Consider the following 21,920-nt stretch of genomic DNA (forward strand, 5'->3'; position numbering starts at 1 on the left):
CGGAAGAGTAAATGCGCTTATCGCTTTGCCTTCAGGCAGGAGCCTATGCCCTTTTATACAGCCGCGCTCACCGCGATGGTGGCCATGCTGGTCGCTGCCACGCTCGTCGCCAAGCTGCCGCTTCGCTGGTGGTGGATACGTGCTTGCGAATTCCCGCGCCTGCAGCTGGCTTTCGCCGCCTTGCTCACCGCTCTGCTCTGCCTACCTCTCGACCCGCCTTGGCGCTGGCCGTTGCTCGCCTCGAGCTTGCTCGTGGTAGTGCTTCAGGCGCGCTTCATCCTGCCTTGGACACGACTCTGGCCTGTCCAGGTACAGGACGCCGAACCTGGCCAGCAGGAGCGCTGCATTACTCTGCTGGTCGCCAACGTGCTGACCCCCAATCGTCAGGCTGAGCGACTCACCGGGATCATCCAGCGACAAGACCCCGATGTCGTGCTGACCCTGGAGTCGGATGACTGGTGGCAGGAGCGACTCGATCAGGCACTAGAGGAGAAGTGGCCTCACAGCGTCAAGATTCCCCTCGACAACCTCTATGGCATGCACCTCTACTCTCGGCTGCCGTTGGTCGATACTCGTGTCGAATGGCTGATCCAGGATGACATCCCCTCGATCCATACCGACATCGTGCTCGCGAGTGGCGACAAGCTGACGCTGCACGCCCTGCATCCGCGCCCACCCGCACCCAACGAAAGTGAGGAATCGCTGTGGCGCGATGCCGAATTGCTACTGGTCGGCAAGGAGATCCATCGCCATCCCAAGCCCACCGTCGTCGCCGGGGACCTCAACGACGTTGCCTGGTCGCGAACCACCCGCCTGTTCTGTCGTATCAGCGGTATGCTCGATCCCCGCCAGGGACGAGGTAGATACAGTACCTTCCATGCCCGCTACCCGCTGCTACGCTGGCCGCTGGATCATATCTTCACCAGCGAGCACTTCACCTTGAAGAGACTCGAGCGCCTGCCCGCCTTTGGCTCGGACCACTTTCCGATCCTGGCCACACTATGCTTTCGCCCGTCTCGCAGCGACGAGCACGACAATCCCGAGGCCGACGGCGACGAGCGCGCCTGGGCACGCAAGACGATTCGCGAGGCCCGTTCCCGGGAGCAGGAATCGTGAGACCGCGCCTTACTCCGGTATGCCCCCAGAGGTCAACTGTGCCGGGTCGAGCAGGCGCTCGAGTTCCTCGCGACTCAAGTCGGTCTGCTCCTCGGCCACCTCGATGATCGGTCGCCCGGCCTGGTAGGCCTGCTTGGCAATGGCTGCCGCCGCATCGTAGCCGATCACGCCGTTCAGCGCCGTTACCAGAATGGGGTTGCGCGCCAGCGGCTCGGCAAGCCTGTCCTCCCGTACCCGGAAAGTGGCAATGGCCCGCTCGCCTAGCAATCGCGCGGTATTGGTCATCAACGTGATCGAGGTCAGCAAGTTGTTGGCAATCAGCGGCAACATCACGTTGAGCTGGAAGTTGCCGCTCTGCCCCGCCACCGTGACCGCCGCGTCCAGGCCGATCACTTGCGCAGCGGCCTGCGCGGCCGATTCGGGAATCACCGGATTGACCTTGCCCGGCATGATAGAGCTGCCGGGCTGCAGCGCCTCGAGTTCGATCTCGCCCAGCCCGGCCAGGGGGCCGGAATTCATCCAGCGTAGATCATTGGCGATCTTCATGATCGCGCAGGCCAACCCCTTGAGCTGTCCCGACAGCTCCACGGCGGCGTCTTGCGCCCCCAGGCTGGCGAAAAAGCTATCATTGGGGCTCAGTGCCAGACCGGTTTGAGTACTGAGCTCGTTTGCCATTCGCTCCGCAAATTCAGGGTGCGCATTGATACCGGTACCTACCGCTGTTCCTCCCTGGGCCAGCCGCGAGATCCTGAGCATGGCGCTGTCGATTCGCTCGATGGCCTGGCCGATCTGGCTCGACCACCCTCCCAGTTCCTGCCCCATTCGCAACGGCATGGCATCCATGAGGTGGGTACGCCCGGTCTTGACCACCCTGTCCAGCTCCAGCGCCCGCTCGTCGATCGTGGCACGCAGCTGCACCAGTGCAGGGCGCAACCGTGCGGTAACTTCCAATGCCGCCGACAGATGGATGGCGGTGGGAATCACGTCGTTGCTCGACTGGCCCATATTGACGTGATCGTTGGGGCCGACCTTCAGTTCGTCACGACTGGCCAGATGAGCGATGACTTCATTGACGTTCATATTGCTCGAGGTGCCAGAGCCGGTCTGGAACACGTCCACGGGAAACTGGTCGTCGTGCTTGCCGTCGACGATCTCTTGCGCGGCCGCCATGATGGCCTCGGCTCGCTCGCCACACAGTAGCCCCAGGTCGTGATTCACCTTGGCCGCGGCCAGCTTGATCCGGGCGATGGCGTGGATGAATGCCGCCGGCATCGACTGGCCTGAAACCGGAAAGTTCTCCACGGCTCGCTGGGTCTGCGCCCCATAGAGCGCCGATGTCGGCACTCGTAGCTCGCCCATGCTGTCACGCTCGATACGATGTTCGCTCATGTCATTCCCTCGCTTGTCGTTCCTACTCCCACCATGATGCCGGGACTGGCCACATGCAAGGCAAACGGCAGCTACGCCACCCAGTTCACTCCCGGTTGTTGCACAGGGCGACAGTTATCAAGGCCCTACCCAGATCGTCGCGCTAACCGCCTTCTTTGTGACAGTTATCGTTGTTTCGCTCACCGCTCCATCTCTAAGATAACTTCGCCAAACGAAGGAAAGGCAACCTCACTCGTAAACATTAAAAAATAAAGGTATATCAACGATATGCTGAACAAGACCGCTTCCTTACTGCTGATTCCTCAGGAGCAATTGACGCTCGCCAATGCCCATGAAAGCGCGGAACTCAATCGCTACCGCCGGCTGGCCCTCAGCTTCCTGCCCCAGGCCCCCCAGGTAAGTCGGCTGATGGCAAGCCTGGGTCTGCAATGCGAAAAGCGGATGGACACCTTGCGCCGTATCGCGGTTCGGCTGGAACTCGAAGCCTGTGTCGACGCGCCGCCCATGGACTCACCCAGCTTCGAGCTGACTCACCGTCACATGTTCGTGGCAGACGACGGCATGGCTGGCCAGTTGCTCGATCAGGCCATTTTCGCGGCGGTGGAGTCGAAGCGTTTCTTCACCTGGCTGCTCGAAACGAATGCCACGCCGGAGCTGCACCAGGCCTTCATCGATTTCGTCACGGAAAAGGAAGCCGAGTCTCGCGTGCTGCTCGAGTTCCGCGAGCACCAGTGGGCGCCCATCGCCTTGCGTCACGCCTGAGACAGAGACTTCATGCCCTCTTCTGCCGCCTGCCGGTAGAAGAGGCCAGCCGCTCCAAGCCGACGATGTCGAGCAGATGATAATCGCGTCCGCTCACATACAGCAGCTGCTGAGCCTGATAGGCAGCCAGCGTCCTCCCCACTGTCTCGTGAGTCAGCCCCAGGTAGCTGCCGATATCGGCACGCGACAACGCCAGACGAAAGTGGCGCGCCGAGAATCCGCGACGACGGAAGGAGTCGGCGATGCCGAGCAGGAAATACGCCAGACGGGCCTCTGCCGTGCGGGACAGCAATTGATGCAGGCGAACTCGCTCCTCCTGCATCGTCTTGCTGATGTTGCGCTGCAAATGGTGGCGCAGAATGGGCAAGCGGGAGCTCAACTCATCCAAGTACTGGAAAGGAAGGCGGCAGAGAGAGGACGTTTCCAAAGCAATGATCGTTCCGGGGTAGTAGCCAGGGCCGATGGCATCGAATCCGATCATGTCGCCAGGCAAGTACAATGCGGTCACCAACATCTCGCTGCGGGCATCTGTGGTGAGCTGCTTGAGACTGCCGGTGCGCACGACAAATAGATGTCGAAAGACGGCTTTCTGCTCGATCAGCGACTCCCGCTTCTCCAGCCTGACGGGAGTATCGACGATACGACCAAGGGCTCCGGCTTGGTCAGGTGAAAGGTCGGGGGGCAGGCACAGAGCCTTCAGATAGCACGACAGGCATTGGGAAACCGTTGATTCACCAACCTCTTTCCCTGGATTCGACATGGCGCTGCCCTCTTCCTGGACACACAAGCTTCAGTATAGAAGCGCCTGTCTTGACCGCAGTTTGAGTTGCCTCATGCCAACGATGGAGCAAGGCGAACGGCAGCTCCAGCGTTGGCATGAACAAATTCATGCTGCACGAAGAAATGCGCCGTCCTAGTGTTAATGCTGCGATGCCGCAGGCTCAGCGTCACCTCTGGGACAAGAGGAACGCCACTGAAGGGAACCCAGCCATGCACCAGACATCCTGGATGACGTCGACCATCCTCAACCGGCTCAGTGCCAACGCCGGCATGCTGCTGGTACGCAGTTTATGGGACTATTGTCCGGAACACATGTTCATCGTTCGCGTCGAAGGCCCCGCCGATTTCGTCATCGAGGCCATGAACCCGACGCGTCAGGCCATGCTCGGCGATGAAGCCACGTACACCGGCAAGCGCATCGAGCAGTTACTGCCCCCACCCTTGTGCCATGGGGTAATTGCCAATTTGCACCGCTGCGTCGAGTGTGCCAGCCCGATTCGCTACGAGGAGAAAGGCGGCTATCTCGACCGTGACGGTATTTGCCAGCAAGGGCATTGGCAGACCCTGCTGGTGCCGATTACCAACCAGGAAGGCGCCGTCACCCACCTGTTCGGCGTGTCCCGCGACATGTCGCTGCTCCCCGAACAGCCTGTCGGCGCTTACTCCGAAAGCAAGGAGTTCGAACGGCGGGTACACGAACGCACAGCGGAACTTGTCGCCGCCAACGAACATCTGACGCACTTGGCGACACATGACGCCCTCACCGATATCTACAATCGCCGCTACCTGCTGGAACTGGCCGAGCTGGAGCTTCGCCGCGCCTCGCGCTACGAGCAGCCGCTTTGCCTGATGATGCTCGATATCGATCATTTCAAGAAAATCAATGATATCGAGGGTCACCTCGCGGGCGACGAAGCCCTGCGCCGTGTTGCCCGTACGATACTGGCCACCGTCAGGGAGTGCGACTTGGTAGGCCGTTATGGCGGCGACGAGTTTCTCATCCTGATGCCTGAAACCACGGCCACCGGAGCACGCGAGATCGCCGAGCGCCTGCGGCGGACGATGACCCAGACAACACCACTCACGATCAGCATCGGGATCGCCAGCCTGGAGCCTTCCGACCATTTCGTCGTCGACCTGATTCATCGCGCCGACACCATGCTGCTGCAGGCCAAGCGCAACGGCCGCAATCGCATCGAATGCGCTGCTTGACAAGAAGCGACACAGGCTTACCGAATCTAATATTGCAGTGCAAAAGCATCTTTGCTATGTTGCAACGCAGCAGGACGGATACCCGTTCGTCACCTATCGCGACCCTGGAGGTTCACAGGACATGATGAAGACATTCAGCTTCGATACCAAACCGTTCGAAGCCATGCTTCTCGGCCCGGCCCGCGCCTATGCCGCTCTCAGTATTGACTACACCGAGAAGCTCGTCGCCACTCAGTTGGATACCGCTAAGGCGTATACCGACACCGGCCTTGCCCAGGCCCGTGTACTTCTCGACGTGCGCGATGCCGATGGCCTGCGTAACTACATCGAGGGTCAGCAGCAATTCGCCAAGAACATGGCCGAGCGAATCAAGGGTGATGCCGAGAAGGTCGTCTCTCTGAATCAGGATTTCATGCAGCAGAGCCAGAAGCTCGCCGAAAGCAGCTTGAAGCAGGCTCAGCAGGCTCAGCAGGCCTCCACCGGGCAGGCCGACAAGGCGTAACGCAACCTCGCCTCATCGTCTCGTAAGGCCCGTCGAACTTGCTTCGACGGGCCTTTTCCTTGTCTCCGAACTGTGACCAGCCAGCGCTCTTCGTTTATGCTCGAGGCACATGAGCATGGCCGCGAGGAAGCGATCGAATGAAAGCCTGGATTCCCCTGGTGCTGCTGAGCCTGTTGCTGGCCGGCTGTCAGATGATGGAGCCGGGGCCGCCCCCGGAGCGTATCGAAGTCATCGAGATCGGCGAGCCACAACGTCCCGATGCCGAGCAGCCCGACGAGCGGCGCACCGCTCCTGCAGCACCCCGCATACCCCGCCAGGTGGCATTTCCCGCCGAAGAATATGCTGCACTGCCCAAGACGGGCAGCGCCATCCTGTCCGGTCGCCTCAGTCTCAATGGCAGGCCGGGTGCCGGGGAGACCATTGCCGTGGCTCCCGTTACCACCTACTCGGCAGAAGCCGCCGAGCAAGCACTCGCTGGGAGAGCAGTCGAGCCTGCCGATCCTCGCGCGCGCGAGTACACCCACACGACACGCACCGATGGCAACGGCAACTTTACGCTGCGGGGCCTTCCGCCCGGCGAGTTCTACGTTTCGGGCAGCGTGGTGAATCCCGCCAACGGGCAGCGTCAGGTCATTCTGCGCCAGGTATCGTTGCGCAACGGCCAGCGCCTCGAGGTCAACCTGAACCGCTGAACCACGCTACCAGCCCAGCGCCTGCTTGACGAAGGGAATGGTCAGCTTGCGCTGGGCGGAAAGCGATGCGCGGTCGAGTACCGCCAACGCTTCGAACAGCTCGTCGAGACGACGTGGGCCACGATGCAGGATGTAACGCGCCACCTCATCGGGCAGCTGCATCCCACGAACCCGGGCACGAAGCTGCAAGGCCTGTAACCGCTCACCATCGTCGAGCCGCTGCAGATGAAAGGTCACGCCCCAGGTCAGGCGCGAGGCCAGATCCGGCAACTTTACCGGCAGCTGGCGAGGTGCCACGGCTCCAGCCACCAGCAGCCGCTTGCCGGCATCGCGCAGCCGGTTGAAGGCATGAAAGAGCCCCTCTTCCCAGCGCCGTCGTCCCACGACACTGTCCACGTCATCGATGGCCACCAAGTCGAGCCGTTCGGCGTCCTCGAGCATCAAGGGCGGGAAGTGCCCCAGGTCCCGAAGCGGCAGATAGAGGGCTCGCAGGTCACGATCCGAGGCAGCGTGGCAGGCCGCCTGCAGCAAGTGGCTGCGACCGCTGCCGGAAGCCCCCCACACATAGAGGAACGGCTCGCCGTCATCGTCGAACTGACGTGCGAGGTGGTCCACCAGGCTGGCATTCGCTGCCGGCAGGAAGTTGTCGAAAGTCGCATCGTCGCGCAGCCCCACCCCCAGTGGCAGCTGCGCAGGCGCTCGGCTCATGGTGAATCCTCGTTGCGATGCTCGGAGCCATCGACACCGTACAAGGTGCTTCGCTTGTAGCGATCGTTGAGCTCACGCAAGAGTACCATGATCACCGCCGCAGCCGGCAGCGCCAGCAGCACCCCGGTGAAACCGAACAGGTTGCCACCCGCCAGCACGGCGAAGATGACCGCCACTGGATGCAGACCGATACGGTCTCCCAACAGCTTGGGCTGCAACAGGGTGCTTTCGAGAGCTTGCCCGGTGGCGAACACCACCACGACGCCCACCAGCGCGAGCCAAGTGCCGAACTGGAAGAAGGCCACCAGCAGCGCCACACTGATACCGACGATGAAGCCCAGAAACGGCACGATGCTGGCCAGCCCGGCGACCATGCCGATCAGCAGGCCAAAGCGTACGCCGACGAGCGTCAACCCGAGCGCATAGATGACGCCGAGCGACAGCATGACCAGCAACTGACCACGCAGGAAAGCCGACAGGACTTCGTCGCAACGACGCCCCAGGCGCACTGCATCGGGCTCCCACTGACGTGGCAGCAGGTCGCGCAGGTTGGCCATCATCCTGTCCCAGTCGAGCAGCAGGTAGAACGTCACCACCGGAATCAGCGCCACGTAGGTCACCCAGGTGATGAAGGCCATGCCAGAGCGCCCTACCCGACCCAGCAGCTGCGCCGCATACTCCCCCGCATTCTGCCAGTTGCTTGCCAGCGTCTGCTGGATGGCATCGAGATCGGCCGTTACGTCGAGCCCCACCCAGTCCTGTAGCTGCGGTGCCAGCACCGTCTGGACCCAAGCGAAGATGCCCGGAATCATCAGGTTGAACTGGCGAATCTGCTGCATGAGCAAGGGAATCAGTATCAGCAGGGCGATCGCCAGCAGGACCGACATGAGCAGAAACACGGCGCATACCGCCAATGTGCGCGACAATCCCAACCGCTCGAGTCGATCGGCCAAGGGGTCGCTCAGGTACGCCAGAATCATGCCTGCAATGAACGGCATCAACATTGTCTCCAACTGGAACAGCAGCCATACCAAGGCCACCACGCCGATCAGGATCCACCACTCTCTGCGCATCACACCTCCCTGCGTTCATCGTTCACGGCGTTCACGGCGATGCGAGCCGTGTTTCGTGATGCTACAATTCCGGCCCGATCTTGCCCACTGCTTTGGCCGCCTGGCGACTCGCCGCCAGGCGCCGGCCAACGGACCACTAACCGCGTATTTCCTACAGGACAGGCCATGACCGATTCCACCTCTCCCGACAACGCCAAGGCTTCGCTGAGCTACAAGGATGCCGGCGTTGACATCGATGCCGGCAATGCCCTGGTCGACCGCATCAAGGGCGTTGCCAAGCGCACCATGCGCCCCGAGGTGATGGGCGGACTGGGTGGCTTCGGCGCACTGTGCCAGCTGCCCTCCGGCTATCGCGAACCGGTACTGGTCTCCGGCACCGATGGCGTAGGCACCAAGCTGCGTCTGGCCATGGACCTGGGACGGCATGACACCATCGGCATCGATCTGGTCGCCATGTGCGTCAATGATCTGGTGGTGGCCGGCGCCGAGCCGCTGTTCTTCCTCGACTACTATGCCACGGGCAAGCTCGATGTGGACATCGCCGCCGACGTGGTGAGCGGGATTGGTGAAGGCTGCGAGCGTGCCGGCTGTGCGCTGGTCGGCGGCGAGACAGCCGAAATGCCCGGTATGTACGAAGGCAGCGACTATGACCTGGCCGGCTTCTGTGTCGGCGTGGTGGAGAAGACCGAGATCCTCGACGGCAGCAAGGTCGGCGAAGGAGACGTGCTGCTGGGCATCGCCTCTACCGGAGCCCATTCCAACGGCTACTCGCTGATCCGCAAGATCCTCGAGGTGAGCGGCGCCTCACTGGACACCTCCATCGATGGCCAACCCCTGGGTGATGCCCTGCTCGCCCCCACCCGCATCTACGTCAAGCCGTTGCTGTCGCTGATCAAGGAGAGCGGCGTAACCGTTCACGCTCTGTCCCACATCACTGGCGGCGGACTGCTGGAAAACGTGCCGCGCGTGTTGCCGGAAACGCTGGCTGCACGCATCGACGTGAACAGCTGGACCCGCCCGGAGCTGTTCGACTGGCTGCAGCAGCAGGGCAACGTCTCGGAGCACGAGATGTATCGCGTGCTCAATTGCGGCATCGGCATGGTCGTCGTCGTTCCTGCTGACCAGGCCGACCAGGCCCGTGCCCACCTGCAGGCACAGGGCGAGACGGTCTACCGCATCGGCGAGATCATTGTTCGCAGCGAAGATGAAGAAGCCGTGCAATTGGAGAACCTCGAGGCATGAGCGACTACGCCAGCGACACTCTCAACGACCTGACGCCGGAGCCGACCGGCGCGCGCCGGGTCGTGGTGCTGATTTCCGGCAACGGAAGCAATCTGCAGGCGCTGATAGACGAACAGACCCACGACCGCCTGGGCGGTGAGATCGTTGCGGTGATCTCAAACGTCGCGGATGCCTACGGCCTGCAGCGGGCTCGCGATGCCGGCATCGATGCTGTGGTGTTGCCCCACGGAGAATACGACAGCCGTGAAGCCTACGATGGCGCCCTGATCAAGGTGATCGAGCGCCACGAGCCGGACCTGGTGGTGCTGGCCGGCTTCATGCGTATCCTCAGCTCACGCTTCGTGCAGCGCTTTCACGGCCGCATGCTCAATATTCACCCCTCCCTGCTGCCCGCCTATCGCGGACTCAACACCCACGCCAAGGCACTGGCCGACGGCGTGGCCGAGCACGGCTGCAGCGTGCATTTCGTCACCGAGGAGCTCGATGGCGGCCCGGTGGCAATCCAGGCCGTGGTGAACGTGAGCGGGGATGAGACCGAGACCAGCCTCAAGGAGAAGGTGCACACCCGCGAACACCTGATCTACCCCATCGCGGTGAAATGGTTCCTCGAAGGGCGGCTGCGCCTCGTGGGCGAGACCGCTGTGCTCGACGGCACCCCGCTTCCGCCCCATGGGCTGCGCCTCTCCCACGCCGACGCCGCCGAAGAACTGGATGAAGATCATGACGACGCATGATAGGTGAAGCGCAAAAAAAATTGTAAGAAAGCTGGCGATTTATGTCGCGAGCGATGGCAGGCTGATCGCCGCCGGAGCGCATAAACCGGAGTGTAGCCTGCTACATGAGGATTTTGAGCACCGCCGGCGGTCAGGATGTCGAGCGCAGCAATTAATCGACGCTTTCTCAGGTGCGGGGTAAGGTAACCCCCCTCTGCCCCATATACTTGCCGCCGCGATCCTTGTAGGACGTTTCGCACTCCTCGTCCGACTCCAGGAACAGCATCTGCGCCACGCCCTCGTTGGCGTAGATCTTGGCCGGCAGGTTGGTGGTGTTGGAGAACTCCAGCGTCACGTGCCCTTCCCACTCGGGCTCCAGTGGCGTCACGTTGACGATGATGCCGCAGCGGGCATAGGTCGACTTGCCCAGGCAGATGGTCAGCACGCTGCGCGGGATCCGGAAGTACTCCACGGTACGCGCCAGGGCAAAGGAGTTGGGCGGAATGATGCAGACATCGCCCTTGATGTCGACGAAGCTCTTCTCGTCGAAGGCCTTGGGGTCGACCACCGCCGAATGGATATTCGTGAATACCTTGAACTCGTCGGCACAGCGAACGTCGTAGCCGTAGCTGGAGGTACCAAAGGAGATCACCCGCTGATCGTTCACGTAGCGCACCTGATCGGCTTCGAAGGGTTCGATCATGCCTTCCCGCTCGGCCATGCGGCGGATCCAACTGTCGGGCTTGATGCTCATGGGGCGTCCTGAGAGAAATTATATAGCGTAGGGCCGCTATCATAGCGGCCCTAGGTGCACTCGTCACGACCAGCGGCCAACGCTCCCGGCCGTGTCGCCCTCAATCGCTGAACGAGATGCTCGGCCCTTCGTCGGGCGACTGCACACTCAGTGCTTCGGCGATCTGTCGCGCCATGTTGCGGAAGGTAGCGCTCACGTCGCCCTCCGGCTCGGCGACCACCGTCGGCCGGCCGCCGTCGACCTGCTCGCGAATCGACAGGGCCAGCGGCAGCTGACCCAGCACGCGAGTTTCGTACTCGCCCGCGATGCGCTCACCGCCGCCTTCACCGAAGATCGGCTCGGCATGGCCGCACTGAGAGCATACGTGCAGGCTCATGTTCTCGACCACACCCAGCACCGGCACGTTCACCTTGCGGAACATTTCGATGCCCTTGCGCGCATCGAGCAGGGCGATGTCCTGTGGCGTCGTCACGATCACGGCTCCATCCACCGGCACCTTCTGCGCCAGCGTCAACTGGATGTCGCCGGTACCCGGTGGCATGTCGATGAACAGCACGTCGAGATCGTTCCAGGCCGTCTGGGTCAGCAATTGCTGGAAGGCTCCTGCCACCATCGGCCCGCGCCACACCATGGGTTCGCGCGTATCGACCATGAAGGCCATCGACATGGCTTGCACGCCGTGCATTTCCAGCGGCCGGAACTTGTTCTCGCCGGCCTGCTGAGGCTTCACGCCTTCCGGCACGCCCAACATCTGGGCCTGGCTGGGGCCATGGATGTCGGCATCGAGGATCCCCACCCGAAAGCCCTCGGCCACCATGGCCAGCGCCAGGTTCACGGTGACGGTGGATTTCCCTACCCCACCCTTTCCGGATGCCACGGCCACGATATGCTTGACCCCTTCGATCACGTTTGTCTCCTTGCATGGTTACCTATGGCAGCGCACTTGCACCTGTCACGACAGTATACGCCTCGATGTCGGTGATCGAGTGGTATATCCGACACCACGCATGCCTGAAACCGCATGCGGCGAGCCGTAGCTCGCCGCATGGCCGCCTCCGATGCGATCAGTTCCTTTCGGCGTCGGCAGGGGCTTCCTGTTGTGGTTGATCCTCCTGCTGCGCCTGGACTTCGCGTTGCTGTCCCTCCTGCTGCGCCTGGCCTTCGCGATGCTGGCCCTCCTGCTGCGCCTGGCCTTCGCGTTGCTGGCCCTCTTGTTGCGCCTGGCCTTGCTCAGAAGGCTCGTTCTGCAGCTCCAGCTCGGCAAGGGCCTCACGCCACTGAACCAGCTGCGATTCGATCTGCTGCAACTGCTGCCGGCGCCGTTCCAGGCGAGACTGGAGCTCTTCGAGTTCCTTGCGTCCCGACTCGATTTCGGCAGTCAGCTGTTCATGCTCCTGGCGCGCAGCTTCCGTTTCGGTCACCACGTTGTCGCGCTCATCTTGCAAATCGCCGACTTCGCTTTCCACCTCGCTACGCAAGGTCTGGAGGGCTTCGATATCGCTCTCTAGCGCATCGAGCGTCTGCTGGCGCTCGTCGATCGCCTGCGTGAGCGTATCGAGGCGCTGTTCGGCAGACTCGGCCTCTTCACGCAATTGGCCCAACTCGTTGGTAACCTGTTCGCGTTCGGCCTCGGCCTGCTGGCGCTCTTCAACGGCCTGTTGTTGGGCGGCCTCGGTTTCCTGCAGCCGCTGCTCGGCCTCCTGGCGAGCCGTTTCGGCCTCTTCGCGTGCCTGTTGCACGGCTTGGTAGTCATCGCGCAGCGCCGTGAGATTCTCCTCCATCTCGGCCTGCTCGCCGCGGCGCGACTCGAGCTCGCTCTCCAGCGTCGCCTGCTGCTCCTGCAGATCCGCGAGTCGGCTTTCCGCTTCGCCGGCCTCGGCCTCGAGACGATCGATCTCGTCGCGAGCCGCCTGTCGCTCCTCTGCCATGGCGGCCTCCACTGACTGGCGCTCCTCCTCGAGTTCGGTCAAGCGCCTCTGTAACGTCTCGACATTCTCTCCGGCCTGATTGCGCTCATTGAGTTCTGCAAGCAGGTCCTGATGTTCACCCTCGACCGACGACAGCTGCTCTTCGAGCGCTTGACTGCGCTCGCGATGATCGCTCGCACTGTTGTGAGCAAAGATTGCCCAGATGATGGCAAGCACTGCCACGGCAGCCAGGGCCATGACGCGCTTATCCTTGTAGAGTGGGCTCTCGGGTGTCTCCGACATGGGCTAGACCTCCAGATGGTCCGTCAGTGCCGCCGCCGGAAGGCGACAGCCGCGTATAGAAGTGCTGACCTCCGCTCCCTCCTCAGCATACATAGCGATCCCCCGAGGCGAAAGGAAGCGGCTGAGCGGGGCTCGGCCCCGCACACTGCATCAACCGAGCCCGTTCCTGTTCAGGGCGTCTCGAGCCGCCAACGGGACCACCAGGATGAGCCCAGCACCTCCATGTCCAGTGCACGCAGCCAGCGTGCTACGACCAGATTCGACTGATGAACGGCGGAATAGCGGCGCGGATAGGGCACGAACTCGAGTCCGAACTCTTCACTCGACACGGGCTCGACGCCGGCTCGCTCGAAGTGCCGATCGAGACGCCGCCGCAGACTCAGGACTCGCCTGGCCTCGGCCCGCAGAGGGTAGACTTCGTCCAGTCCCTCCGGTGCCAGTCGATGAAACTGATCGGGCGATTCTATCCGTGGATATTCGCCACGCCCCAAACCTGACGCGGTGGGCCACAGCATGGCTGCGATCCCGGCCGAAAAGTGGCGATGCCCTTCGACGTACCAACGCCATTCTCCGTAGCTGTAGCGGACCACACCACCCTCCTCGCGCGGCAGAACCAGGCTGGAGTGGCGACCGTGATCGAGCAAATAGACATCGACAGGACGGGTAAGCGAATGGGGCTCGGGCGGCATGACACGAGCGAAGCAGCCGGCCAGCAGCAGCATGCTCAACCCCGCCCCCAGCCAGCGTAGCCAACCGCGTCGATTGCCCATCGCTTGCTTTTCCCCGGGGTCATGCTGCAAGGCTAGGCCTCAAATGGGATGAGGCTTCACAATGTCGCCCAACAGTGGGCATTGGGCCTAGCGCAATCCCAGCATCGACAAGATGAAAAGCACCACCACGATCAAACCAATGATATAGATGATATTGCGCATACAGCTCTCCTTGCTGTTCGTTTCAGAAGGGACACGGCAGTCAGCGGGTACCGTCAGCTCCAGTGTAGCGGACGTGTGCCAGGCATCCAGTGAACCTATAGACTTGTCGCTATCGGCCAGCCCGAATACCTTAACCAGCAGGACGCCAACCGGTACACGGAGGGAACCTCGCCATGTCTCGAGATCACAGGGTGCAGCGGGACATGGTCACGCTGTTCCCGCATACTGCGGCTTTCCTGTGGCGAGTCCTGTGCGCTTTCCTGCGCAACCGAGGTATCTTGTTGGCTGGTGGCGTCGGCTACAACATCCTGCTCTCCATCGTACCGCTGTTTGCTCTACTCGCCGTACTGCTGACCCAGATCGTCGATGAAGTCGTGTTGCTGGAAGTGCTGAGCGTTCAGGTAGCTCACCTCGCACCCGCCCATGCCGAGGCATTGATGGAGGCAGTGCGCGCCCTGCTGGAGTCGCGTGACGTGATCGGCCTGTTCGGCATCCTGACGCTGTTGATCTTCAGTTCCTTCGTCTTTCGCATGCTGGAGGATGCACTAGCGATCATCTTCCACACGCCGGAAGCGCACCCCAAACGCCGGATCTGGGTATCGGTGCTGCTGCCCTACCTGTTCATGCTGGTGCTGGGGGCGGGGTTGCTGGCTCTCACCTTGATGGTATCCCTGGCCGAGGCAATCGGCACCTTGTGGCGGTTGGTACTTGGCCGCGACATGCCCTTTTCCGGCCTCTCCGAGCCGCTACTCAACCTTTTCAGCTTCCTCGGAGTCTTCCTGCTGTTCAGCGCCATCTACAAGGTCCTGCCCGTCGTGAAGATAGCCTTGAAGAGGGCTCTGGTTGGCGGCTTCGTCGCTGCCCTGCTGTGGGAAGGGATCCGTTTCCTGCTGATGTTCTATTTTCTCAACGTCTCGCTGGTCAACGTGGTCTATGGCTCGCTGGCCACGCTGATCGTGATACTACTCACGCTCGAGGCGGGTGCCGTCATCGTGCTGCTTGGCGCCCAGATCATCGCCGAGCTCGAGTACAATGCCCGCCGCGGCCTGCCGTGGTATGTCGATCCGCGGCGGCAGGCTGTGACCCATGTGGATTAGATACAATCTCAATGATGGGGGCGACGCCTGCGCAGTCGGCTCAACAACTGAAACAGCGCCTTGCCGCTGACCATGCCAAGCACGTAGATGACGAGCAGTAGCAACGCCAACGGCATGCGGGCACTCCAGGTCAAGAAACGCACCTCGACCAAGGCGATGTTTTGCACGAAGAGAATCGCGACCAGTAGCGTGATGATGATCTTGACCGCCAGCATGAGCGTATCCATGCGCACTCCTTTATCGTGTTGCTTATTCAAGCTGGGCAGTGGAAGGTTGCCTGTCAACTTGAGCCAACTAGCGGTGGCTGCCAGGACGATACGCCCGGCTAACGCCGGGCATGCAGGAGGGAGCATTGGCGGTTCGCAATCAGCCGAAAGCGAACAGTGCACCAGCAGCGGCTATCAGAGCGCCCAGCGCCCGCAGGAAGCGATTCTCACGAGCCATCAGCAACGCCCCCGTCGCACGACCCGCATAGGCGATGGCAAGTGTCGCCAAGGTGAAACCAGCCAGGTACGCCAGCATCGAGGCGCCATGTGGCATCTCGCTGCCATGGGCATGGCCGTGGAAGAGCATGAACAGCACCACCACGCCGGCGCCAATGGCAGAGGGCAGCTTGACCAGTGCGGCGACCAATACGCCGGCCAGCAGTACCGACAGGGCGATGCCGAATTCCACCCCCGGAAGCGCGAAGCCGCCCCAGGCCAGGCCAGCCCCCAGTAGCATGCCGCCCGCGGCGAGCAGTGGCGCGACAAGGCTGAAGGCACGACCCTGGCGCAGGCTCCAAAGCCCCACTGCCAGCATCGCCAGCAAATGATCGAATCCCAGCAACGGGTGGGCCAGACCGGCGGCAAAGCCGCTGCCATGGGTATGGTCATGGCCCGGGTGGCCAACGGCCAGGCCCGCGACCAGCAGCATGAGGGGGGCGCCGGCCAGTGCCAGGCGCGCAGCGGTAGAAGGACGGTTCTTCATGGTGGCGATCTCCTTGCCGATGAGGAAAACGGGTTTGAGCTCAAGCGTTGGCAGGCTGGGTCTGGGGTCGGCGCTCAGGCAGCATGCCGCGGTCGAGAATGAAGCGGATGATCTCCTCGAGACCCACGCCGTCGTAGAGATTGGTGAAGACGAACGGGCGCTCGCCGCGCATTGTCTTCGAGTCGCGCTCCATCACCTCCAGCGAGGCGTGAACCTGCTCGGCGATGTCGATCTTGTTGATGATCAGCAGATCCGACTTGGTGATGCCGGGCCCGCCCTTGCGCGGGATCTTGTCGCCGGCGGAGACGTCGATCACGTAGAGGGTCAGGTCGGAGAGCTCGGGGCTGAAGGTGGCCGAGAGGTTGTCGCCGCCGGACTCCACCAGCACCAGTTCGAGGCCCGGATGGCGCCCCTGCAGCTCGTCGATGGCAGCGAGGTTCATCGAGGCATCCTCGCGAATCGCCGTGTGCGGGCAACCGCCGGTCTCCACGCCGAGAATACGGTCGGCCGGCAGCGCCTCGTGGCGCAGCAGGAAATCGGCATCCTCGCGGGTGTAGATATCGTTGGTGACCACGGCGATGTCATAGTGGTCGCGCAGCGCCAGGCACAGCTGCTTGAGCAGGGCCGTCTTGCCGGAGCCAACCGGGCCGCCGACACCGACGCGTAGGCAATGTGTCATGTCGTTACTCCTCGTTCATTCTTGAATGCAGCATGCCTGGACATGGGAACACGCCGGCTCACCATGTCCCTGCTGCGTCATGTATTCATTCACCTGACGCCACGGTTCATCGCAATCAACTCCGAAAAAGCCGCGAGTACTGCGTTTCGTGCAGTGCACTGGCCAATGCCAGCCCAGGCAGCGCCGGGCCGAGTTCGTCGTCATTCAGTTCGAGTGCTTCATCCACCGCTGCCACCAGCGCCGGACGCAGCCGTTCGACCAGTCGCTGGGCCGCGGTATGCCCCAGCGGCAGTGCCTTGCAGGCCACGGCGAGCTGGTTCTCGAGCCAGGCCCAGGCGAAGCCGAGCATGGCCTGGCGCGGCGCCACCCCACGCACTTGGGCGGCCCAGGCGAATACGGTCACGTAACCCGCCCGCTCCGGCAGCGCGGTAGCCTCAGCGGAAAAATTGGAGGGCAACAGCTCCAGGCTGCCAAGCAGCCGTGCCAGCGACGCCCCCAGCCGCGAGTCCTCCGCCGCCAGCTCGGCGGTTTCACGGTTGGCGGCGAGCCAACGGTCCCACTGGTCTATCGCCTCGCCGTCTCCCCTCGCCCAGGCCTGCTGCAAACGCGCCAGAACCGGCAGCTCACAGCGCGTCAGGCCGTCATCGAGCACACCGGCAAGCCATTCGCCCAGGCTCGCTTCGTCATCCACCCAGCCCAGCTCGAAGGCGCTCTCGAGCCCCTGCGAAAAGGCGAAGGCGCCGATCGGCAGCGCCGGGCTGACCAGTTGCATCAGTCCCAGCAAAGCCAGGTCATCGCCCTGTGGCAATACCGCCTTGGGCGCCCCCTCAATGGGCATGGCGGTGTCCATGTTGATGGTGGCTGTGGTCGTGGACGTGGTCGTGGTCGTGACCGTGAGCGTGAGAATGGCCGATCTGGTTGTAGGCGCCGGGCTCGGGATCGAAAGGAGCTTCGTGCCTTTCCAGGTTCGCTCCCAGCAGCTCGGCCAGCTCTTCCAGTACGTGGTCCGGCGGGAAGCGTACGTACCCTCCTTGCTCGTCCTCGCCCAACGCCAGCTGCACGTGGCGATTGCCCAGATGATAGGCAAGCCGCGCCAGCGGCAGGCCCGCCGCGAGCCTGGCGGTCACCACCGGCTCGGCAGCAGCCCGGATGCGCACGGTCTCGCCACTCTCGGCGCGCAGGCCCTCGCCGTCGCGCAGCACCGGACCGCGATCGAGGAACAGGCCCAGCTCACGACCGGCGTCGCTCAGCGCCTTGAGCCGGCCACGAATGCGCAGCTCATAGGGCAGCGTCAGGGTGTCCGCTTCCTGGCTGGCCGCGATGGGTCCTAGACGTTCGGTCAGTTTTAGCATTGCTATTGCCTCTTCGCTGGCCGCCAGCCTCGCCCTCGCTCAACGCCACGTGACCGAAACCCTGCCCCCTCGGGCGGACTCCTGCGGTCGGAAAGACGGCACATCCCTGTGCCGGCTTTCCTCGATCTTCATCCATGAAGATCGACCGCGTCGCTTCGCCCGAGGGGTCAGCGGTCACGCGAGGTTTCGCGATGACAAGCTGGCTGGGCGATATCGTCATGGTTTTAAAACAGGTGATAGCGCTGCGCCAACGGCAGCTCGGTGGCCGGCTCGCAGGTCAGCAGCTCGCCGTTGCAGCGCACCTCGTAGGTCTGCGGATCGACGCTGAGCTCGGGGCAGGCATCGTTGAGCTTCATGTCGCTCTTGCGCACACCGCGTACGTTCCTGCATGCCGCCAGCGGGCTTTGCAGGCCCAGCCGCTCCTTGATGCCGCCGTCCAGCGACGCCTGGCTGACGAATGTCAGCCGTGACTGACTCACCGCACGGCCGAAGGCGCCGAACATGGGGCGGTAGTGCACCGGCTGCGGGGTGGGAATCGAGGCGTTGGGGTCGCCCATGGGCGCCGCCGCGATCATCCCTGCCTTGAGGATCAGCGCCGGCTTGACGCCGAAGAAGGCCGGGCTCCACAGCACCAGGTCAGCCAGCTTGCCGACCTCGATGGAGCCCACCTCATGGGCGATACCGTGGGTGATCGCCGGGTTGATGGTGTACTTGGCGATGTAACGCCGGGCGCGGAAGTTGTCGGCGCCGATTGCCTCGTCCTCAGGCAACAGGCCGCGCTGCACCTTCATCTTATGGGCGGTCTGCCAGGTACGACACACCACCTCCCCGACCCGCCCCATGGCCTGGGAGTCCGAGGCGATCATCGAGATCACACCCAGGTCCTGCAGGATGTCCTCGGCGGCGATGGTCTCGCGGCGAATGCGCGAATCAGCAAAGGCCACGTCTTCGGGAATGTTGGGATCGAGGTGGTGACACACCATCAACATGTCGAGATGCTCGTCGATGGTGTTCACCGTGTAGGGCCGGGTCGGGTTGGTCGACGACGGCAGCACGTAGGGCTTGGAGCAGGCAATCAGGATGTCCGGCGCATGACCGCCACCGGCGCCCTCGGTGTGATAGGTGTGGATGCCGCGCTCCTTGAACGCCGCCAGGGTATCCTCGACGAAGCCCGACTCGTTGAGGGTATCGGTGTGAATGGCGATCTGTACATCGTAGCGCTCGGCCACGCTCAGGCAGTTATCGATCGAAGCCGGGGTGGTGCCCCAGTCCTCGTGCAGCTTGAGCCCCATGGCGCCGGCCTCGAGCTGCGCTTCCAGAGCCCCGGGCAGGCTGGCGTTGCCCTTGCCGAGTAGGCCGATGTTCATCGGCAGCTCGTCCACCGCCTGCAGCATCCTGCCGATGTGCCAGGCGCCCGGCGTGCAGGTGGTGGCGTTGCTGCCAGTGGCCGGCCCGGTGCCGCCGCCGAGCATGGTGGTAATACCGCTCATCAAGGCCTCTTCCACCTGCTGGGGACAGATGAAGTGGATGTGGGCGTCGATACCGCCTGCGGTGAGGATCTTGCCCTCACCGGCGATCACCTCGGTGCCGGGGCCGATGACGATCTCGACGTCGGGCTGGGTATCGGGATTGCCCGCCTTGCCGATGGCCGCGATGCACCCTGCCTGGATGCCCACGTCTGCCTTGACGATGCCCCACCAGTCGAGGATCAGTGCATTGGTGATAACGGTGTCCATCACCGCATCGTCACAGCGCTGGCTCTGTCCCATGCCGTCGCGGATTACCTTGCCGCCGCCGAACTTCACCTCGTCGCCGTAGTGGGTCGCGTCGCGCTCGACCTGGATCCACAGCTCGGTGTCGCCCAGGCGTACCCGGTCGCCCACGGTGGGGCCGTACATGTCGGCATAGGCCTGCCGGCTGATGCGATTGGGAGAATCAGAGCTCATGCGTCACCTCCATCCAGCTTGCCCATCACATCGCCGCGAAAACCATAGATATGGCGCGTGCCGGCAAAAGGAATAAGCGTGACCTCCCGGGTCTGGCCCGGCTCGAAGCGAATCGCCGTGCCCGCGGCAACGTCCAGGCGAAAACCACGCGCCTTGGCACGGTCGAAGGCCAGCGCCGGGTTGGTTTCGGCGAAGTGGTAATGAGAGCCGACCTGGATCGGCCGGTCGCCGGTATTAGCCACCACGACCATGATTCGCTCGCGCCCGGCGCAGAGCTCGATCTCGCCGTCCTTCAACTGATACTCACCGGGAATCATTGGACCTTCCCTCTACGTTGTGGCTGCCATTGAGCAGCTAGAACCGTCGACAGCTAAAACTGAGCGAACGAAGGCCAGGCAAGGCGGCGAGCGACAAAAAAGCGGAGTTTACTTTAGTAAATGAGCACTTTTTGTCGTGAAGCCAACACAGCATGGCCGAGTGCAGCCAGTTTTAGAGGATGGGTGTGTGGACGGTGACGAGCTTGGTGCCGTCGGGGAAGGTGGCTTCCACCTGCACCTCGTGCACCATTTCGGCCACCCCTTCCATCACGTCGTCGCGGCCGAGGATCTCGCGGCCGTAGCTCATCAGCTCGGCCACGCTGCGACCGTCGCGCGCGCCTTCCATGATCTCGAAGCTGATCAGCGCCACCGCCTCCGGATAGTTGAGCTTGAGGCCGCGAGCCCGTCGCCGCTCGGCCAGTTGGGCGGCCGAGAACAGCAGCAGCTTGTCCTTGTCTCTCGGGGTCAGTTCCATGCGAATCTCCTGGAATCGTCAGGTGAACCAGATACGTGGGGGATGGGAAGGAGAATCGATCATCAGCTGCCTGAGACGGGCCCAGACCTGCTGGCAAAGATCCCAGGCCTCGTTACGCTCATGCCCCAGATAGCGCAGCAGCAGCACGCCATGGCGCACGGTGACCGCCCAGCGCGGGCTCGCCGTGATTGCGTTACGCAGCACCTCGACGGCACCAGACTCGTCGGCAAGACCTACGGCCCATAACGTGGCCTGCACGCTGGCACCACCCTGCCCCCAGCGTCCCTTGAAGCGCGGGTGAGCCGGATCGAGCGGCTGACGCTCCAGCCACAGCGGCTTGCCATCTCGCAACAGACGAAAGCGCTGCTCGATTCGGCCCGACACGTAGGGCAGCCGGCTCGCCGGTCGGCCCAGCGCCAGCACCTCCCAGCCCAGGCAACGCGCATCGTCGGCCAATTCGATGGTCGTGTGCTGCTCACCGCACGAGCCATCGAAGGCGATGGTCTCCTGGGGCAGCCACTCGAGCACTCCACCCGGCGCCACCTGCAGCTCTGTACGCTGGGACCAGGCCACGCCATGACTGTCGGCACGATAGAGCTTGTTGGCCGCAGGGGTCGTCACCAATGCGCGGGCACCCGACTCGACCCGAACCGAGACGTGCAACACATCGCCACTTACCAGCCCGCCGGGCGGATGCAGCAGGTAAACATGACACGAGCCCTCGCGGCCCTCGGGATAGAAAGGCCGCTGCACCCGCAACGGGCCCTGGTGACGAGCCCGCACCAGGCGGGTGGTGTCCTGGCGGCTGTCGAAGCCGAGTTCCAGCGACGCCACCCAGCGTCGGCCGGCATCGAAGCGGTGACCGGAGGCGCTGGGCGGCAGCAGTGTCTTGGCGTCGAAACGAGCCGTCATCGGCATCGGCCTTTTGCAACAGGGTTCGGCCTCTTCGTCGAGGCTTTGCCCTATTCATGGCAACCGCTGTACCAGAACGGTGAAATGT

The 21,920-nt window shown here is 63.0% G+C and carries 25 protein-coding genes; 8 read left to right on the forward strand and 17 right to left on the reverse strand.

What is annotated here, in order from left to right; genetic code table 11:
* Window positions 1-45 precede the first annotated feature (45 nt).
* Window positions 46-1,116: an endonuclease/exonuclease/phosphatase family protein gene (locus KPL81_RS08515; protein WP_219791459.1), complete on the forward strand. Its 1,071-nt coding sequence runs from the start codon at window positions 46-48 to the stop codon at window positions 1,114-1,116.
* 9 nt (window positions 1,117-1,125) lie between these two features.
* On the opposite strand, the gene KPL81_RS08520 is transcribed toward KPL81_RS08515, so the two are convergent.
* Complete coding sequence (locus KPL81_RS08520) at window positions 1,126-2,505, reverse strand: class II fumarate hydratase (protein WP_219791460.1); 1,380 nt, start codon at window positions 2,503-2,505, stop codon at window positions 1,126-1,128.
* A gap of 267 nt (window positions 2,506-2,772) precedes the next feature.
* Between KPL81_RS08520 and KPL81_RS08525 the strand changes: the two genes are divergently transcribed.
* Window positions 2,773-3,267: a hypothetical protein gene (locus KPL81_RS08525; RefSeq protein ID WP_219791461.1), complete on the forward strand. Its 495-nt coding sequence runs from the start codon at window positions 2,773-2,775 to the stop codon at window positions 3,265-3,267.
* A 10-nt stretch (window positions 3,268-3,277) separates the two neighbouring features.
* Here KPL81_RS08525 and KPL81_RS08530 read toward each other — a convergent pair whose 3' ends face one another.
* Entirely contained in the window at window positions 3,278-4,027 is a 750-nt protein-coding gene (locus KPL81_RS08530; protein ID WP_219791462.1) for a helix-turn-helix domain-containing protein, read from the reverse strand.
* A 230-nt stretch (window positions 4,028-4,257) separates the two neighbouring features.
* On the opposite strand from KPL81_RS08530, the gene KPL81_RS08535 reads away from it, so the two are divergent.
* From KPL81_RS08535 to KPL81_RS08545, 3 genes are all read left to right on the forward strand, one after another.
* Window positions 4,258-5,259 carry a sensor domain-containing diguanylate cyclase gene (locus tag KPL81_RS08535; RefSeq protein ID WP_219791463.1) on the forward strand — a complete coding sequence of 334 codons (1,002 nt, stop codon included), beginning with the start codon at window positions 4,258-4,260 and terminating at the stop codon, window positions 5,257-5,259.
* A gap of 37 nt (window positions 5,260-5,296) precedes the next feature.
* Window positions 5,297-5,761 (forward strand): phasin family protein, encoded by a 465-nt coding sequence (locus KPL81_RS08540; RefSeq protein WP_338035599.1) that lies wholly within the window; start codon window positions 5,297-5,299, stop codon window positions 5,759-5,761.
* A gap of 137 nt (window positions 5,762-5,898) precedes the next feature.
* Window positions 5,899-6,453: a carboxypeptidase-like regulatory domain-containing protein gene (locus KPL81_RS08545; protein WP_219791464.1), complete on the forward strand. Its 555-nt coding sequence runs from the start codon at window positions 5,899-5,901 to the stop codon at window positions 6,451-6,453.
* A 6-nt stretch (window positions 6,454-6,459) separates the two neighbouring features.
* Here the strand turns inward: KPL81_RS08545 and hda are convergent, their stop codons facing one another.
* Complete coding sequence (hda, locus tag KPL81_RS08550) at window positions 6,460-7,161, reverse strand: DnaA regulatory inactivator Hda (protein WP_219791465.1); 702 nt, start codon at window positions 7,159-7,161, stop codon at window positions 6,460-6,462.
* A complete protein-coding gene (locus tag KPL81_RS08555; RefSeq protein WP_219791466.1) occupies window positions 7,158-8,234 on the reverse strand; it encodes an AI-2E family transporter in 1,077 nt (358 codons plus the stop codon). Before KPL81_RS08555 ends, hda begins: the two co-directional genes overlap by 4 nt.
* A gap of 165 nt (window positions 8,235-8,399) precedes the next feature.
* Between KPL81_RS08555 and purM the strand changes: the two genes are divergently transcribed.
* Together purM and purN are read left to right on the forward strand one after the other, a co-directional pair.
* Window positions 8,400-9,476 carry a phosphoribosylformylglycinamidine cyclo-ligase gene (gene purM, locus KPL81_RS08560; protein WP_219791467.1) on the forward strand — a complete coding sequence of 359 codons (1,077 nt, stop codon included), beginning with the start codon at window positions 8,400-8,402 and terminating at the stop codon, window positions 9,474-9,476.
* Entirely contained in the window at window positions 9,473-10,210 is a 738-nt protein-coding gene (purN, locus tag KPL81_RS08565; RefSeq protein WP_219791468.1) for a phosphoribosylglycinamide formyltransferase, read from the forward strand. Before purM ends, purN begins: the two co-directional genes overlap by 4 nt.
* 166 nt (window positions 10,211-10,376) lie before the next feature.
* Here purN and dcd read toward each other — a convergent pair whose 3' ends face one another.
* The 4 genes from dcd to KPL81_RS08585 all read right to left on the reverse strand — a co-directional run bounded on the left by dcd (window position 10,377) and on the right by KPL81_RS08585 (window position 13,923).
* The gene (gene dcd / locus KPL81_RS08570; protein ID WP_219791469.1) at window positions 10,377-10,943 is read right to left on the reverse strand and encodes a dCTP deaminase; all 567 of its coding nucleotides are present in this window, start codon (window positions 10,941-10,943) and stop codon (window positions 10,377-10,379) included.
* Between the two features lie 100 nt (window positions 10,944-11,043).
* Window positions 11,044-11,847, reverse strand: coding sequence for an iron-sulfur cluster carrier protein ApbC (apbC, locus tag KPL81_RS08575; protein WP_219792170.1), 804 nt, complete (start codon window positions 11,845-11,847; stop codon window positions 11,044-11,046).
* A 160-nt stretch (window positions 11,848-12,007) separates the two neighbouring features.
* On the reverse strand, window positions 12,008-13,153 hold the full coding sequence (locus tag KPL81_RS08580) for a coiled-coil domain-containing protein (protein ID WP_219791470.1): 1,146 nt from the start codon (window positions 13,151-13,153) through the stop codon (window positions 12,008-12,010).
* Window positions 13,154-13,323: 170 nt separating this feature from the next.
* Window positions 13,324-13,923: a hypothetical protein gene (locus tag KPL81_RS08585; RefSeq protein ID WP_219791471.1), complete on the reverse strand. Its 600-nt coding sequence runs from the start codon at window positions 13,921-13,923 to the stop codon at window positions 13,324-13,326.
* Between the two features lie 335 nt (window positions 13,924-14,258).
* Here KPL81_RS08585 and KPL81_RS08590 point away from each other — a divergent pair, with 335 nt between their 5' ends.
* Window positions 14,259-15,182, forward strand: a complete 924-nt coding sequence (locus KPL81_RS08590; protein ID WP_219791472.1) for a YihY/virulence factor BrkB family protein — start codon at window positions 14,259-14,261, stop codon at window positions 15,180-15,182.
* 8 nt (window positions 15,183-15,190) lie between these two features.
* Here KPL81_RS08590 and KPL81_RS08595 read toward each other — a convergent pair whose 3' ends face one another.
* The 9 genes from KPL81_RS08595 to KPL81_RS08635 form a co-directional block, all read right to left on the reverse strand.
* Entirely contained in the window at window positions 15,191-15,409 is a 219-nt protein-coding gene (locus KPL81_RS08595; RefSeq protein ID WP_209472272.1) for a lipopolysaccharide assembly protein LapA domain-containing protein, read from the reverse strand.
* Window positions 15,410-15,548: 139 nt separating this feature from the next.
* Window positions 15,549-16,151, reverse strand: a complete 603-nt coding sequence (locus tag KPL81_RS08600; RefSeq protein WP_219791473.1) for a HupE/UreJ family protein — start codon at window positions 16,149-16,151, stop codon at window positions 15,549-15,551.
* A gap of 40 nt (window positions 16,152-16,191) precedes the next feature.
* The gene (ureG, locus tag KPL81_RS08605; RefSeq protein WP_219791474.1) at window positions 16,192-16,830 is read right to left on the reverse strand and encodes an urease accessory protein UreG; all 639 of its coding nucleotides are present in this window, start codon (window positions 16,828-16,830) and stop codon (window positions 16,192-16,194) included.
* Between the two features lie 115 nt (window positions 16,831-16,945).
* Window positions 16,946-17,668, reverse strand: coding sequence for an urease accessory protein UreF (locus KPL81_RS08610; RefSeq protein ID WP_219791475.1), 723 nt, complete (start codon window positions 17,666-17,668; stop codon window positions 16,946-16,948).
* Window positions 17,658-18,182, reverse strand: coding sequence for an urease accessory protein UreE (ureE, locus tag KPL81_RS08615; protein ID WP_219791476.1), 525 nt, complete (start codon window positions 18,180-18,182; stop codon window positions 17,658-17,660). Before ureE ends, KPL81_RS08610 begins: the two co-directional genes overlap by 11 nt.
* 224 nt (window positions 18,183-18,406) lie before the next feature.
* Window positions 18,407-20,128: an urease subunit alpha gene (gene ureC, locus KPL81_RS08620; RefSeq protein ID WP_219791477.1), complete on the reverse strand. Its 1,722-nt coding sequence runs from the start codon at window positions 20,126-20,128 to the stop codon at window positions 18,407-18,409.
* Window positions 20,125-20,445, reverse strand: a complete 321-nt coding sequence (locus tag KPL81_RS08625) for an urease subunit beta (RefSeq protein ID WP_219791478.1) — start codon at window positions 20,443-20,445, stop codon at window positions 20,125-20,127. Before KPL81_RS08625 ends, ureC begins: the two co-directional genes overlap by 4 nt.
* Before the next feature lie 172 nt (window positions 20,446-20,617).
* Complete coding sequence (gene ureA / locus KPL81_RS08630; protein WP_219791479.1) at window positions 20,618-20,920, reverse strand: urease subunit gamma; 303 nt, start codon at window positions 20,918-20,920, stop codon at window positions 20,618-20,620.
* A gap of 18 nt (window positions 20,921-20,938) precedes the next feature.
* Complete coding sequence (locus KPL81_RS08635; RefSeq protein ID WP_219791480.1) at window positions 20,939-21,832, reverse strand: urease accessory protein UreD; 894 nt, start codon at window positions 21,830-21,832, stop codon at window positions 20,939-20,941.
* Between the last annotated feature and the right edge of the window lie 88 nt (window positions 21,833-21,920).

The sequence above is a fragment of the Billgrantia antri genome, from assembly GCF_019430905.1.
GTDB lineage: Bacteria > Pseudomonadota > Gammaproteobacteria > Pseudomonadales > Halomonadaceae > Halomonas > Halomonas antri.